The sequence below is a fragment of the Simplicispira psychrophila DSM 11588 genome (assembly GCF_000688255.1).
GTDB classification, from domain to species: domain Bacteria; phylum Pseudomonadota; class Gammaproteobacteria; order Burkholderiales; family Burkholderiaceae_C; genus Simplicispira; species Simplicispira psychrophila.
The window spans coordinates 33877-46745 of sequence record NZ_JHYS01000016.1 but is presented as its reverse complement, the minus strand read 5'-3'; the positions used below and the strand labels follow the sequence as shown (position 1 = coordinate 46745).

Annotated in this window: 19 protein-coding genes; 17 read left to right on the top strand and 2 right to left on the bottom strand. The window is 59.0% G+C overall.

Annotation, left to right across the window (positions count from 1 at the left end; all coding sequences use genetic code 11):
- Window positions 1-63 precede the first annotated feature (63 nt).
- Window positions 64-918 (bottom strand): pyrroline-5-carboxylate reductase, encoded by an 855-nt coding sequence (gene proC, locus Q390_RS0114315; protein WP_027996680.1) that lies wholly within the window; start codon window positions 916-918, stop codon window positions 64-66.
- 49 nt (window positions 919-967) lie between these two features.
- Window positions 968-2461, bottom strand: a complete 1494-nt coding sequence (glpK, locus tag Q390_RS0114310) for a glycerol kinase GlpK (protein WP_027996679.1) — start codon at window positions 2459-2461, stop codon at window positions 968-970.
- Between the two features lie 173 nt (window positions 2462-2634).
- On the opposite strand from glpK, the gene Q390_RS0114305 reads away from it, so the two are divergent.
- The 17 genes from Q390_RS0114305 to Q390_RS0114225 all read left to right on the top strand — a co-directional run bounded on the left by Q390_RS0114305 (window position 2635) and on the right by Q390_RS0114225 (window position 12786).
- Window positions 2635-4239, top strand: coding sequence for a glycerol-3-phosphate dehydrogenase/oxidase (locus Q390_RS0114305; protein ID WP_027996678.1), 1605 nt, complete (start codon window positions 2635-2637; stop codon window positions 4237-4239).
- A gap of 203 nt (window positions 4240-4442) precedes the next feature.
- The gene (gene rplN, locus Q390_RS0114300) at window positions 4443-4811 is read left to right on the top strand and encodes a 50S ribosomal protein L14 (protein ID WP_027996677.1); all 369 of its coding nucleotides are present in this window, start codon (window positions 4443-4445) and stop codon (window positions 4809-4811) included.
- A 10-nt stretch (window positions 4812-4821) separates the two neighbouring features.
- Window positions 4822-5142 (top strand): 50S ribosomal protein L24, encoded by a 321-nt coding sequence (gene rplX, locus Q390_RS0114295; RefSeq protein ID WP_027996676.1) that lies wholly within the window; start codon window positions 4822-4824, stop codon window positions 5140-5142.
- 10 nt (window positions 5143-5152) lie between these two features.
- Window positions 5153-5692 (top strand): 50S ribosomal protein L5, encoded by a 540-nt coding sequence (rplE, locus tag Q390_RS0114290; protein ID WP_027996675.1) that lies wholly within the window; start codon window positions 5153-5155, stop codon window positions 5690-5692.
- A gap of 8 nt (window positions 5693-5700) precedes the next feature.
- Window positions 5701-6006 carry a 30S ribosomal protein S14 gene (gene rpsN / locus Q390_RS0114285; RefSeq protein WP_027996674.1) on the top strand — a complete coding sequence of 102 codons (306 nt, stop codon included), beginning with the start codon at window positions 5701-5703 and terminating at the stop codon, window positions 6004-6006.
- 20 nt (window positions 6007-6026) lie between these two features.
- A complete protein-coding gene (rpsH, locus tag Q390_RS0114280; protein ID WP_027996673.1) occupies window positions 6027-6422 on the top strand; it encodes a 30S ribosomal protein S8 in 396 nt (131 codons plus the stop codon).
- A gap of 25 nt (window positions 6423-6447) precedes the next feature.
- Entirely contained in the window at window positions 6448-6981 is a 534-nt protein-coding gene (gene rplF / locus Q390_RS0114275) for a 50S ribosomal protein L6 (protein WP_027996672.1), read from the top strand.
- 11 nt (window positions 6982-6992) lie between these two features.
- Window positions 6993-7358, top strand: coding sequence for a 50S ribosomal protein L18 (gene rplR, locus Q390_RS0114270; RefSeq protein ID WP_037473122.1), 366 nt, complete (start codon window positions 6993-6995; stop codon window positions 7356-7358).
- Between the two features lie 17 nt (window positions 7359-7375).
- A complete protein-coding gene (rpsE, locus tag Q390_RS0114265; protein WP_027996670.1) occupies window positions 7376-7894 on the top strand; it encodes a 30S ribosomal protein S5 in 519 nt (172 codons plus the stop codon).
- Window positions 7895-7908: 14 nt separating this feature from the next.
- On the top strand, window positions 7909-8091 hold the full coding sequence (gene rpmD, locus Q390_RS0114260; protein WP_027996669.1) for a 50S ribosomal protein L30: 183 nt from the start codon (window positions 7909-7911) through the stop codon (window positions 8089-8091).
- Window positions 8092-8101: 10 nt separating this feature from the next.
- The gene (gene rplO / locus Q390_RS0114255) at window positions 8102-8533 is read left to right on the top strand and encodes a 50S ribosomal protein L15 (protein WP_027996668.1); all 432 of its coding nucleotides are present in this window, start codon (window positions 8102-8104) and stop codon (window positions 8531-8533) included.
- Between the two features lie 22 nt (window positions 8534-8555).
- The gene (gene secY / locus Q390_RS0114250) at window positions 8556-9875 is read left to right on the top strand and encodes a preprotein translocase subunit SecY (RefSeq protein ID WP_027996667.1); all 1320 of its coding nucleotides are present in this window, start codon (window positions 8556-8558) and stop codon (window positions 9873-9875) included.
- Between the two features lie 156 nt (window positions 9876-10031).
- On the top strand, window positions 10032-10145 hold the full coding sequence (gene rpmJ / locus Q390_RS0114245) for a 50S ribosomal protein L36 (RefSeq protein ID WP_003050535.1): 114 nt from the start codon (window positions 10032-10034) through the stop codon (window positions 10143-10145).
- Window positions 10146-10169: 24 nt separating this feature from the next.
- Window positions 10170-10535: a 30S ribosomal protein S13 gene (gene rpsM / locus Q390_RS0114240; protein WP_027996666.1), complete on the top strand. Its 366-nt coding sequence runs from the start codon at window positions 10170-10172 to the stop codon at window positions 10533-10535.
- Window positions 10536-10553: 18 nt separating this feature from the next.
- The gene (gene rpsK / locus Q390_RS0114235; protein WP_027996665.1) at window positions 10554-10958 is read left to right on the top strand and encodes a 30S ribosomal protein S11; all 405 of its coding nucleotides are present in this window, start codon (window positions 10554-10556) and stop codon (window positions 10956-10958) included.
- A 91-nt stretch (window positions 10959-11049) separates the two neighbouring features.
- Window positions 11050-11673, top strand: a complete 624-nt coding sequence (gene rpsD / locus Q390_RS0114230) for a 30S ribosomal protein S4 (protein ID WP_027996664.1) — start codon at window positions 11050-11052, stop codon at window positions 11671-11673.
- 120 nt (window positions 11674-11793) lie between these two features.
- Window positions 11794-12786 (top strand): DNA-directed RNA polymerase subunit alpha, encoded by a 993-nt coding sequence (locus Q390_RS0114225; RefSeq protein ID WP_027996663.1) that lies wholly within the window; start codon window positions 11794-11796, stop codon window positions 12784-12786.
- The last annotated feature ends 83 nt before the right edge of the window (window positions 12787-12869 follow it).

Here is a 12869-nt window from a genome sequence, read left to right as displayed (position 1 = left end):
CGATTCAGATAGTTTTATGTCTGAAATCCTTTAAACACCAGCGCTACCAGCTATGGTTTTGCTTCAAGCGCCGAACTCATCCCCCAACTCACGCGCGCGCTGCTGGGCGGCGCGCAGGGCGTTTTGGATCAACGGGCCGATGTGGTCGCTCTCCATCGACTGCAGCGCGGCGTAGGTGGTGCCGCCCTTGGAAGTGACGCGCTGGCGCAGCACAGCAGGTGATTCGTCCGAGCGCCGTGCCAACTCCGACGCGCCGGCAAAAGTGCCCACCGCCAACTGGTGTGCTTGGGCAGCGGACAGGCCCATATCAACACCGGCCTGTGTCATTGCTTCCAGGAAATAAAACACATACGCCGGGCCGGAGCCCGACAGCGCGGTGACGGCGTCCAGCTGTACTTCGTGCTCCACCCACAGCAGTTGGCCGGTGGGGGCCAACACCTGCTCGACCTGCTGGCGCTCAGCCGCGCTGATGCCGGGGCGCGCGTACAGCGCCGTCATGCCTTGGCCGATGAGGGCCGGGGTGTTAGGCATGGCGCGCACGATGCGCTCGCTACCCAACCACTGCACCAAGCTGCTGCTGCGGATGCCAGCGGCGACGCTCAGGTGCACGGCGTCGGGCGTGTAGGAGCGTACTTGCGCGGCGGCGTCTTTGAAGGTTTGCGGTTTCACCGCCCAGACCACCAAACTGGCGCGGGCTAACTGGGGGCCGGGCAGGGCTTGGGCGGTGATGTCGTATTGCAATTGCAGTGCGGCGCGGGCGTCTTCCCACGGCTCGACCACCTCGATTTGACTTTGCGCCATGCCTTGGCGAATCAGTCCGCCCATGATGGCGCTGGCCATGTTGCCGCCGCCAATGAAGGCGATGGTCGGGGCGGTGGCAGTGGCTGAAGTGCTGGCGGCGGCAGAGGGTGTGGACATGGCAGGGGTGGGCAAAAGCAGAGAAGGTGTCGATGGTAGCGAGCGCTGGTCAGGGCGCCGTGGCTTGGCGCACCGCGTGCTCCCAGCGCGCCATATGTTCTTGCGCTTGTGCAGCAGCCATGCGCGGTTCAAAGCGGCGCTCGGCACGCCATAAAGTGGTCAGTTCGTCGGTGCCGCCATAGACGCCACAGGCCAGTCCGGCCAAGTAGGCCGCGCCCAGCGCGGTGGTTTCAGTGATGACCGGGCGCACCACCGGAATGCCGAGCAGGTCGGCCTGAAATTGCATCAGTAAATCGTTGACGCAAGCACCGCCATCGACGCGCAATTCGCGCAGCGGTTGGCCGCCGGCGGCCACGGTGTCGCGGGCCATGGCTTGCAGCAGGGCGGTGCTTTGGTAGGCGATGCTGTCGAGCGCGGCGCGGGCGATGTGCGCCAGCGTGCTGCCGCGCGTCAGGCCAGTGAGGGCGCCGCGCGCTTCCGGCTGCCAGTAGGGCGCGCCCAGGCCGGTAAAGGCCGGCACCATCACCACACCGCCGGCGTCGGGCACGCTTTCGGCCAGCGCTTGTACTTGGCTGCTGTGCTCGATGGCGTGCAGGCCGTCACGCAGCCACTGCACCACCGCGCCGCCGACAAACACGCTGCCCTCCAGCGCAAAGGCGGGCTGCGCGCTGGTTTGCGCTGCGCTGGTGGTCAGCAGGCCGTTGTGTGAGGTTTGGAACTGCGTGCCGGTGTGCATCAGCAAAAAGCAGCCGGTGCCGTAGGTGTTTTTGGCCATGCCGGCAGAAAAGCAGGCTTGGCCAAACAGCGCGCTTTGCTGGTCGCCGGCCACGCCGCCAATGGCGATGGCACTGCCTAGCACGTCGGCGTGCGTGGCACCAAAGTCGGCGACCGACGGCAGCACTTCGGGCAGCAGCGCGCGCGGAATCTGCAGCAGCTCCAGCAGTTCGTCGTCCCACTGATTGCGGTGGACGTTGAACAGCATCGTGCGGCTGGCGTTGCTGACGTCGGTGACATGGCGCGCGCCGTGCGTTAGGTTCCAGATCAGCCAGCTGTCCACGGTGCCAAACGCCAGCTCGCCGCGCTCGGCTTGGGTGCGGGCGCCGGGGACATGCTCCAGTAGCCATTGCAGCTTGGTGGCGGAAAAGTAAGCGTCGATCAACAGCCCGGTTTTTTGCTGGAGGCGGTCGGCCCAGCCGCGTGCCCGCAGTGCCGCGCAAGCGGGCTCGGCGCGCCGGTCTTGCCAGACGATGGCGTGGTGGATCGGCTGGCCGGTGGCGCGGTGCCAGAGCACGGTGGTTTCGCGCTGGTTGGTGATGCCGACGGCGCGCACCGCGCTGGCTTGGACGCCGGCTTGTTGCAGGGCGCTGCGCGCGGTGGCGAGCTGCGTGCGCCAAATCTCCCACGGGTCGTGCTCAACCCAGCCGGGGCGCGGGTAGATTTGTGCCAGTTCTTGCTGTGCCTGAGCGACGATGGCGCCGTGGGCATCAAAAATGAGGCTGCGTGAACTGGTGGTGCCCTGGTCGAGGGCGAGCAGGTAGGTCATGGTGGGCAAGGATAGTGGCTCGACTGGCGCTGCGCCAGCGTAACGCATGAATAAGAGTGAAAAGTGCCTCTGGCCCAATGGGTGCGTGCGCTAGTAGCTATTATTTTTGATTTGTCGTGGGCGTGTCAGCTGCGCGGGCACAATCGGCTGGCTGTGCTTTTTTGGGTGACGCTATGACCATTTCTTCTTCTGCGCCTTTGCCTTTGTCCACGGACCGCGCCGAGCTGCTGGTCCGGCTGGCGCAGCCGGTGGTGTACGACATGGTGGTGGTCGGCGGTGGTGCGACCGGGCTGGGCGTGGCGCTGGATGCGGCGGCGCGGGGTTTTAGCGTAGCGCTGATTGAGTCGCACGACTTTGCCAAGGGCACCTCGTCGCGCTCGACCAAGCTGGTGCACGGCGGCGTGCGCTATTTGGCGCAGGGCAACCTGACGCTGGTGCACGAAGCGCTGCACGAGCGCAGCACGCTATTGCGCAACGCACCGCATTTGGCGCAGCCGCTGGCGTTTGTGCTGCCGTCGTACCACTACTGGGAGGCGCCGTTGTATGGCGCGGGACTGAAGATGTACGACGCGCTGGCCGGCGAGGCCGGCTTGGGCCACACCGAATTTTTGAGCCGTGAGCAAACGTTGCACTGCCTGCCAACGGCGCGGCCCCAAGGGCTGAAGGGCGGCGTCAAATACTGGGACGGCCAGTTTGACGATGCCCGTTTTGCGCTGGCGCTGGCGCGCACGGCCGCGCAGCGCGGCGCCTTGCTGGTCAACTATTGCGCGGCCAAAGAGCTGTTGCACACGGACGGACGCGTCGCCGGCGTGGTCTGCCAAGATGCCGAAACCGGCCAGCCCTACACGCTGCGCACGCGCTGTGTGGTCAATGCCACCGGTGTTTGGGTTGATGCCTTGCGCCAGCAAGACGGTGCGGCGATGCAGCGCCCGGCCCCATCGCTGGTGGCGCCGAGCCAGGGCATGCACATCGTCGTCGATCGCGAGTTTTTACCGACCAACCACGCACTGATGGTGCCCAAGACGGCGGATGGCCGCGTGCTGTTTGCCGTGCCGTGGCTGGGCAAGCTCATTCTGGGCACCACCGACAGTCCGCGCCCTAATGTTGAATACGAGCCGCGGCCGTTCCATGCGGAAGTGGCTTTCATCCTGGGCGAGTCGGCGCGTTACTTGCGCCGCGCGCCGACAGCGCAGGACATCCGCAGCCTCTGGGTCGGTCTGCGCCCGCTGGTCAAGCCGCTGGGCGACGACGGCCAGCACACGCAAAACCTGAGCCGCGAGCACACGGTGCTGGCCAGCCCCAGTGGTCTGGTCACGGTGACCGGCGGCAAATGGACGACGTATCGCCTGATGGCGGAGGATGTGTTGCAAAAATGCTTCACTTGCGGCGTGCTGCAGCCCCGGGTCGGCGGCGTCACGGTGCATTTGCCGTTGGTGGGTGCTCCCGCCGGGCCGGTGCAGCACCGACTCTGCGATGCGCAGGGCTGGCACTCGTATGGTGGCGAGGCCGACGCCGTGCGCAGCTTGGCGGGAGCGGCCAACGACTTGGGCAGCGGTTTGAACGAGGCCATGGTGCGCTTTGCCGCGCGCTACGAGTACGCGCGCACGGTGGAAGACGTGCTAGCACGGCGCTGGCGCACGTTGTTCCTGGATGCGCGACTGGCGGCCACGCTGGCGCCTGCCGTGGCCGTGCTGCTCCAACAAGAAACCGGCGCCGATCCGCAGTTGGCGGCTTTTGTCGCTTTGGCCGCACAGTATTTGCAGCTTCCCTCGCGGTGAGGGATGAAAAATGCTTGACGCAGCAGGACTGTTTTGGCAAAATAGCGGGCTTCGCTCATAAAAAGGCGAAGTCTCTGCCCAGCAAGAAGCGATGCAAATGGTTTGCAACGTGGACGACGGGCCCAAGACTGACTGGCTGATTGGCAGCCCTTGAGAAGTTCTCCGGGGCCGTTTGTCATCTGGTGCAAGTTGGGAATAAATACATGATCCAGACAGAAACTCGGTTAGACGTTGCCGACAACACCGGCGCGAAGTCCGTCCTGTGCATCAAGGTGCTGGGTGGCTCGCGTCGTCGTTACGCCAGCGTGGGTGACATCATCAAGGTGAGCATCAAAGAAGCCGCACCGCGTGGCCGCGTCAAAAAAGGCGAGGTTTACAGCGCTGTGGTGGTGCGTACTGCCAAGGGCATCCGCCGTGGCGATGGTTCGCTCATCAAATTCGATGGCAACGCTGCGGTGTTGCTCAATGCAAAGCTGGAGCCCATTGGCACCCGTATCTTTGGACCGGTGACGCGCGAGCTGCGCACCGAAAAGTTCATGAAGATCGTGTCCTTGGCTCCTGAAGTTCTCTAAGGACAGCGCGATGAACAAGATTCGCAAGGGCGACGAAATTATCGTCCTCACCGGGCGCGACAAAGGCAAGCGTGGCGTAGTTGCGCTGCGCAAAGATGAGACCCACTTAGTCGTGGAAGGCATCAACCTGGTCAAAAAGCACGTCAAGCCAAACCCCATGAAGGGTACGACTGGCGGTATCGTGGAAAAGGCTATGCCTATTCACCAGTCCAATGTGGCCGTTTTTAACGCTGCTACGGGCAAGGGTGACCGCGTTGGTATCAAGTTGCAGGCAGACGGCAAGCACGTGCGCGTGTTTAAGTCCAGCGGCGCTGAAGTCAAGACGGCCTAAGGAGCAATAAATGGCACGACTCCAAAAACACTACCGCGAAAAAATCGCCCCGGCTCTGATGGAGCAGTTCGGCTACACCTCGCCAATGCAGGTTCCGCGTCTGAGCAAGATCACACTCAATATGGGTGTGAGCGAAGCTGTTGCTGACAAGAAAGTCATGGACAACGCCGTAGCTGATCTGACCAAGATTGCCGGCCAAAAGCCCGTGGTCACCTTGGCCAAGAAAGCTATCGCTGGTTTCAAGATCCGCGAAGGCCAGGCTATTGGTTGCATGGTGACTCTGCGCGGCGTGCAGATGTACGAATTCCTCGACCGTTTCGTTACCGTGGCGCTGCCCCGTGTCCGTGACTTCCGTGGTATCTCCGGTCGCGCTTTCGACGGCCGTGGCAACTACAACGTCGGCGTGAAAGAGCAGATCATCTTCCCTGAAATTGAGTACGACAAGGTTGACGCCCTGCGCGGTCTCAATATCAGCATCACCACAACGGCCACGTCCGATGAAGAGTGCAAAGCACTGCTCACCGGCTTCCGTTTTCCGTTCAAGAACTGAGGCAACGTATGGCTAAAGCAGCTCTGATCCAACGTGAACTCAAGCGCAAGAACCTGGTAGAAAAGTACGCCGCAAAGCATACCGAACTCAAGGCCATTGCTAACGATGCCAAGCGCAGCGACGAAGAGCGTGAAGCAGCCCGTTTGGGTCTGCAGAAGCTCCCGCGCAACGCTAACCCGACGCGCCAGCGCAACCGTTGTGCAATCACCGGTCGTCCCCGCGGTACTTTCCGTCAATTCGGCTTGGCTCGCGCCAAGATCCGCGAACTGGCTTTTGCAGGCGACATCCCCGGTGTCACCAAAGCCAGCTGGTAAGCAGGCAGGAGAGATTAAACATGAGCATGAGTGATCCCATCGCTGACTTGCTGACCCGCATCCGCAATGCCCAAATGGTTTCCAAGGCCACCGTGGCGGTGCCATCTTCCAAAGTGAAGATCGCTATCGTCCAGGTGCTCAAGGACGAGGGTTATGTTGACGGATTCGAAGTCAAAACCGAAGCTGGCAAGTCCCAAATTGAAATCGCCCTGAAGTACTACGCCGGTCGCCCGGTGATCGAGCGTATCGAGCGTGTGAGCCGTCCCGGCCTGCGCGTGTACAAAGGCCGAGATTCCATCCCCCACGTCATGAATGGCTTGGGTGTGGCCATCGTTACCACGCCCAAGGGTGTGATGACCGATCGTAAAGCGCGCGCAACCGGTGTCGGTGGCGAAGTGCTTTGCTACGTGGCTTAAATCGAGACATTGAGGAGTAACTGAAATGTCCCGTATCGCAAAAATGCCAGTCACCATCCCCGCAGGCGTGGATGTGTCGATTGAAGCTGCTCAAATCAGCGTCAAAGGCGCTGGTGGTTTGTTGACCATGGCACAAAACGCCTTGGTCAAAGTGACCAACAACGAAGGCAAGCTCTCTTTTGAGCCTGCCAACGACTCCCGTGATGCCAATGCCATGAGCGGCACCATTCGCCAGTTGGTTAACAACATGGTGCAAGGTGTCAGCGCAGGCTTCGAAAAGAAGCTGACGCTCATCGGCGTGGGTTTCAAGGCCCAAGCCAACGGCGCTGTCTTGAATTTGTCCGTGGGCTATTCGCACCCGGTCAATAAGACGATGCCTGCCGGCATCACCGTGGCTACTCCCATCCCCACAGAAGTGGTGATCAAGGGTGCTAACCGCCAAGTGGTCGGCCAGATCGCTGCTGAGATCCGTGCTATTCGTCCACCCGAGCCCTACAAGGGCAAGGGCATCCGTTATACGGGCGAAAAAGTCACGATCAAAGAGACCAAGAAGAAATAAGGAGCTGCAACATGTTGACCAAGAAAGAGCAGCGTCTTCGCCGGGCCCGTCAGACCCGCATCCGCATTGCACAGCAAGGCGTGGCGCGTTTGACGGTGAATCGTACGAACCTCCATATTTACGCTACGGTGATTTCCGGCTGCGGCACCAAGGTGATCGCTACTGCGTCCACCGCCGAAGCAGAAATTCGCCAATCGCTGGGTGGTGCAGGCAAGGGCGGCAACGCCGCTGCTGCGCAAATCATCGGTAAGCGCATCGCCGAAAAGGCTAAGGCCGCCGGCGTTGAGAAGGTTGCATTTGATCGTGCGGGCTTTGCCTATCACGGCCGCGTCAAGGCTTTGGCCGATGCTGCCCGTGAAGCTGGCCTGCAGTTCTAAGCGGAACGGAATAAAAAATGGCTAAATTTCAACCCCGAGTCCAAGACGAAGGTCGCGACGACGGAATGCGCGAGAAGATGATTGCGGTCAACCGCGTCACCAAAGTCGTCAAGGGCGGCCGTATTCTCGGTTTTGCTGCCTTGACGGTCGTTGGTGATGGCGAAGGCCGCGTCGGCATGGGCAAGGGCAAATCCAAGGAAGTGCCTGCTGCCGTGCAAAAGGCCATGGAAGAGGCCCGTCGCAACATGGTGAAGGTGTCGTTGAAGAACGGCACGATCCACCACCAAGTCGCGGGCCACCATGGCGCCGCTTCCGTAGTCATGATGCCAGCCCCCAAGGGCACCGGCATCATTGCTGGCGGCCCCATGCGTGCCGTGTTCGAAGTGATGGGCATGACGGATATTGTGGCCAAGAGCCATGGTTCCTCGAACCCTTACAACATGGTCCGTGCCACGTTTGACGCGCTTACCAACTCCACCACCCCTGGTGCAGTGGCAGCTAAGCGCGGCAAATCGGTCGAAGACCTCTTCGTCTGACAGGAGCCATGACGATGACTACACAAGCAACCGTGAAAGTCCAGCTGGTTCGCAGCCCGATTGGCACGAAAGAATCCCACCGCGCCACCGTGCGTGGCCTGGGCCTGCGCAAGCTCAACAGTGTCAGCGAACTCCAGGACAGCCCTGAAGTGCGCGGCATGATTAACAAGATCAGTTATCTGGTCAAAGTCCTCTGAGAGGTTGATGATGCAACTCAATACCATCAAACCCGCAGCCGGATCTAAGCACGCTCGGCGTCGCGTCGGTCGGGGCATTGGCTCCGGTCTGGGCAAGACCGCTGGTCGTGGTCACAAAGGTCAAAAATCGCGTTCGGGTGGCTACCACAAGGTGGGCTTCGAAGGCGGTCAAATGCCTTTGCAGCGCCGTCTGCCCAAGCGTGGTTTCAAATCGACGACGCTCAAGTTCAACGCTGAAGTCACCTTGACGGCCCTGGGCCAGCTCGGTCTGGCCGAAGTGGACATGCTGGTGCTCAAGCAAGCCGGTCTCGTGGGTCAATTGATCCGCGTGGTCAAGGTCATCAAGAGCGGTGAAATCAGCACGGCAGTCAAGCTCAATGGCATCGGCGCTACCGCCGGCGCCAAGGCAGCAATTGAAGCCGCTGGCGGCAGCATCGCCTGAATCTGTTTGAAGGAAAGCACCAGTGGCAACTAGCGCAGCTCAAATAGCAAAAACCGGCAAGTTCGGCGACTTGCGTCGCCGGCTGGTTTTTCTCTTGATGGCGCTGGTGATTTATCGTGTCGGGGCGCATATCCCCGTGCCCGGTATCGATCCAGCGCAGCTTAAGCAGCTGTTCAGTGGCCAGCAGGGCGGCATTCTGAACTTGTTCAACATGTTCTCGGGTGGAGCGCTGTCGCGTTTCACGGTGTTTGCATTGGGGATCATGCCGTATATCTCGGCGTCGATCATCATGCAGCTCATGACCTATGCTGTGCCAACCTTCGAGCAGATGAAGAAGGAAGGTGAGTCCGGTCGCCGCAAGATCACGCAGTACACGCGTTATGGAACTTTGGCCTTGGCACTGTTCCAGTCCCTCGGCATTGCCGTGGCGCTGGAAAGCTCTGCCGGGTTGGTGTTGACACCAGGTTTTGGCTTTCGCATGACGGCTGTGGTCAGTCTGACGGCAGGCACCATCTTCCTGATGTGGCTGGGCGAGCAGATCACTGAGCGCGGTTTGGGCAATGGCATCTCGATCCTGATTTTTGCCGGCATTGCTGCTGGTTTGCCAGGCTCGATTGGTGGCTTGCTGGAGTTGGTTCGTACGGGTGCTATGAGCATCGTTGCTGCCATCTTCATTGTCCTGGTCGTGGCGTTGGTCACTTACTTCGTGGTGTTTGTCGAGCGTGGTCAGCGCAAGATTCTGGTGAACTACGCACGCCGTCAGGTGGGCAACAAGGTGTATGGTGGGCAGTCTTCGCATTTGCCCTTGAAGCTGAATATGGCAGGTGTGATTCCTCCCATCTTTGCTTCTTCGATCATTCTGTTGCCAGCGACGATCGTGAATTGGTTCAGTGCCGGTGAGTCCATGCGCTGGTTGAAGGACATCTCGGGTGCTTTGACCCCAGGTCAGCCTGTTTACGTGATGTTCTATGCTGCTGCCATCATCTTTTTCTGCTTCTTCTATACCGCCTTGGTGTTCAATAGCAGAGAGACGGCAGACAACCTGAAGAAGAGTGGTGCTTTCATTCCAGGCATTCGCCCGGGTGAACAAACTGCTCGGTATATCGACAAGATCTTGGTTCGTTTGACGCTGGCAGGGGCGGTCTACATCACATTCGTGTGTCTGTTGCCTGAATTCATGATCCTGAAGTACAACGTTCCTTTCTATTTCGGTGGCACTTCGCTGCTGATCATCGTGGTGGTCACTATGGACTTCATGGCCCAAGTGCAAAACTACCTGATGTCACAGCAGTATGAATCGTTGCTGAAAAAAGCCAACTTCAAGGCGGGTGCTGCGGGTTGAGTTTGGGGTGTTGGCCGACGATCTGCAGGTGAAAACCCATCTGCATGGTTCATGGGACAATGCAGGGTAGTCAATTAACGTCCCCCGAAATTTCGCGGGCATCGAGGTATTTTGGTCAAGCTGACCAAAATACACGATAAGTTTTAGGAGAATGAAATGAGAGTCTCGGCTTCGGTCAAGAAAATCTGCCGTAACTGCAAGATCATCCGCCGCAAGGGTGTGGTCCGTGTGATCTGCACCGACCAGCGCCACAAGCAGCGCCAGGGTTGATTAGAAAAGTATTAGAGGACGCACATGGCACGTATCGCTGGTATCAATATTCCGCCGCACAAGCATGCTGAAATTGGCTTAACCGCCATTTTCGGTATCGGTCGCACTCGCGCACGCAAGATCTGTGAAGCTTGCGGCATCGACTATTCCAAAAAGATCAAAGATCTGACGGATGGTGACCTCGAAAAAATTCGCGATCACATTGCCCAGTTCACCATCGAAGGTGACCTGCGCCGTGAGACGACGATGAACATCAAGCGTTTGATGGACATCGGTTGCTATCGGGGGTTCCGCCATCGTCGCGGTCTGCCGATGCGTGGTCAGCGCACCCGCACTAATGCGCGTACTCGCAAGGGTCCACGCAAAGGTGCAGCGCAGCTGAAAAAATAAAGAGATTGAAAGAACCATATGGCTAAGTCTCCTTCCAATAGCGCTTCCCAGCGCGTCCGCAAGAAAGTTCGCAAGAACGTTTCTGACGGTATTGCACACGTGCACGCATCGTTCAACAACACGATCATCACCATCACTGACCGTCAAGGCAATGCTTTGGCATGGGCCTCTTCCGGTGGTCAGGGTTTCAAAGGCTCTCGCAAGTCGACTCCATTCGCTGCCCAAGTGGCATCCGAAGTGGCTGGCCGCGCTGCCATGGAACAAGGGATCAAGAACATTGATGTCGAAATCAAGGGCCCCGGTCCTGGTCGCGAATCTTCAGTGCGTGCCCTCGGTGCTCTGGGCATCCGCATTACGTCGATCTCCGACGTGACGCCAGTTCCGCACAATGGCTGCCGCCCACAAAAGCGCCGCCGTATTTAATCAGTGAAGCCCACCGCCGTCTGCGCCCGTGAAAACGCCGCAGACGGCTCCCGCAATTAATTTGCGGAAGATGACATAGAAGGATATTCAAGTGGCACGTTACCTAGGCCCCAAGGCCAAACTCTCCCGCCGTGAAGGCACCGACCTGTTCCTCAAGAGCGCTCGCCGCTCGATTGCCGATAAGTCGAAGTTCGATTCCAAGCCCGGTCAACATGGCCGCACTTCGGGTCAGCGCACCTCCGACTACGGTCTGCAACTGCGTGAAAAGCAGAAGGTCAAGCGCATGTACGGCATCCTGGAGAAGCAGTTCCGCCGCTACTTCGAGGCTGCAGAGCGCAAGAAGGGCAACACCGGTGCCAACCTGTTGGGGTTGCTGGAATGTCGCCTGGACAACGTTGTCTATCGCATGGGCTTTGGCTCGACCCGCGCTGAAGCACGTCAGATGGTTTCGCACAAGGCCATGACCGTGAACGGTCAATCGGTCAACATTCCTTCGTACTTGGTCAAGGCCGGCGATGTGATTGCTGTGCGCGAAAAATCAAAGACGCAAACTCGTATTGCGGAAGCACTGCAACTGGCACAGCAAGTGGGCATGCCTGCTTGGGTCGAAGTGGATGCGAGCAAGACGCAAGGCGTATTCAAGAAGGTGCCAGACCGTGATGAATTCGGTGCCGACATCAACGAATCCCTGATCGTTGAGCTGTACTCGCGTTAATCGCAGCAGGTTCACAGCCTAAATTTTCGACAAACGTTCCTAAACCGCGAGGCATCGCGGTTTAGGCGCTTCACCAGCCTTACCGGTGTAACGAGCTGGGGGTATTGAGAGGAAGTCTGAATGCAAACAAATTTGCTGAAACCCAAGGCTATCAATGTAGAGCAGCTTGGACACAACCGTGCCAAGGTCTCTTTGGAGCCGTTCGAGCGCGGTTACGGCCACACCCTAGGCAATGCCATTCGGCGCATCTTGCTCTCGTCCATGGTGGGTTATGCAGCGACTGAAGTGACGATTGCAGGCGTTCTGCATGAGTACTCTTCTATTGATGGCGTTCAGGAAGATGTAGTCAACATCTTGTTGAACCTCAAGGGCGTTGTGTTCAAACTGCACAATCGCGACGAAGTCACGCTCAGCCTGCGCAAGGATGGTGAAGGTGTCGTCACAGCCCGTGATATCCAGACGCCACACGATGTCGAGATTGTTAACCCTGATTATGTGATTGCACATCTGTCGGTAGGTGGCAAGCTGGACATGCAGATCAAGGTAGAAAAAGGCCGTGGCTATGTGCCCGGCAGTATGCGCCGCCACGCCGACGAGTCGACCAAGTCGATTGGCCGGATTGTGCTGGATGCCTCTTTTTCGCCTGTGCGCCGCGTCAGCTATACGGTCGAGAGCGCCCGCGTTGAGCAGCGTACCGACCTGGATAAGCTGGTCGTCGAGATCGAAACCAATGGCGCCATCACGGCAGAAGATGCCGTGCGCGCATCGGCCAAGATTTTGGTCGAACAACTGGCCGTGTTTGCACAGCTGGGCGATGGTGACTTGCCAGACTTTGGCGAGCGTACGCCGGCCCGTGGTGCTTCTACCTTTGACCCGATCTTGCTGCGTCCTGTCGATGAGTTGGAATTGACCGTGCGTTCGGCGAACTGCCTCAAGGCTGAGAACATCTACTACATCGGTGATCTGATTCAGCGCACCGAGAACGAGTTGCTCAAAACGCCTAACCTAGGCCGTAAGTCGCTCAATGAAATCAAGGAAGTACTGGCTTCGCGCGGCCTGACCCTTGGTATGAAGCTTGAAAACTGGCCGCCAGCTGGTTTGGATAAGCGTTAAGCTATAATTTTGGTCCCCATACAGGGGAGTGCCTCGGGCAGTACCTGATACGGCTGCACGATTTAACGATATATAAGGAAAAG

Bases quoted from the DNA above. Each gene is read 5' to 3' on its own strand.
- proC (WP_027996680.1), bottom strand. From the start codon at position 918: ATGTCCACACCCTCTGCCGCCGCCAGCACTTCAGCCACTGCCACCGCC.
- glpK (WP_027996679.1), bottom strand. From the start codon at position 2,461: ATGACCTACCTGCTCGCCCTCGACCAGGGCACCACCAGTTCACGCAGC.
- Q390_RS0114305 (WP_027996678.1), top strand. From the start codon at position 2,635: ATGACCATTTCTTCTTCTGCGCCTTTGCCTTTGTCCACGGACCGCGCC.
- rplN (WP_027996677.1), top strand. From the start codon at position 4,443: ATGATCCAGACAGAAACTCGGTTAGACGTTGCCGACAACACCGGCGCG.
- rplX (WP_027996676.1), top strand. From the start codon at position 4,822: ATGAACAAGATTCGCAAGGGCGACGAAATTATCGTCCTCACCGGGCGC.
- rplE (WP_027996675.1), top strand. From the start codon at position 5,153: ATGGCACGACTCCAAAAACACTACCGCGAAAAAATCGCCCCGGCTCTG.
- rpsN (WP_027996674.1), top strand. From the start codon at position 5,701: ATGGCTAAAGCAGCTCTGATCCAACGTGAACTCAAGCGCAAGAACCTG.
- rpsH (WP_027996673.1), top strand. From the start codon at position 6,027: ATGAGCATGAGTGATCCCATCGCTGACTTGCTGACCCGCATCCGCAAT.
- rplF (WP_027996672.1), top strand. From the start codon at position 6,448: ATGTCCCGTATCGCAAAAATGCCAGTCACCATCCCCGCAGGCGTGGAT.
- rplR (WP_037473122.1), top strand. From the start codon at position 6,993: ATGTTGACCAAGAAAGAGCAGCGTCTTCGCCGGGCCCGTCAGACCCGC.
- rpsE (WP_027996670.1), top strand. From the start codon at position 7,376: ATGGCTAAATTTCAACCCCGAGTCCAAGACGAAGGTCGCGACGACGGA.
- rpmD (WP_027996669.1), top strand. From the start codon at position 7,909: ATGACTACACAAGCAACCGTGAAAGTCCAGCTGGTTCGCAGCCCGATT.
- rplO (WP_027996668.1), top strand. From the start codon at position 8,102: ATGCAACTCAATACCATCAAACCCGCAGCCGGATCTAAGCACGCTCGG.
- rpmJ (WP_003050535.1), top strand. From the start codon at position 10,032: ATGAGAGTCTCGGCTTCGGTCAAGAAAATCTGCCGTAACTGCAAGATC.
- rpsM (WP_027996666.1), top strand. From the start codon at position 10,170: ATGGCACGTATCGCTGGTATCAATATTCCGCCGCACAAGCATGCTGAA.
- rpsK (WP_027996665.1), top strand. From the start codon at position 10,554: ATGGCTAAGTCTCCTTCCAATAGCGCTTCCCAGCGCGTCCGCAAGAAA.
- Q390_RS0114225 (WP_027996663.1), top strand. From the start codon at position 11,794: ATGCAAACAAATTTGCTGAAACCCAAGGCTATCAATGTAGAGCAGCTT.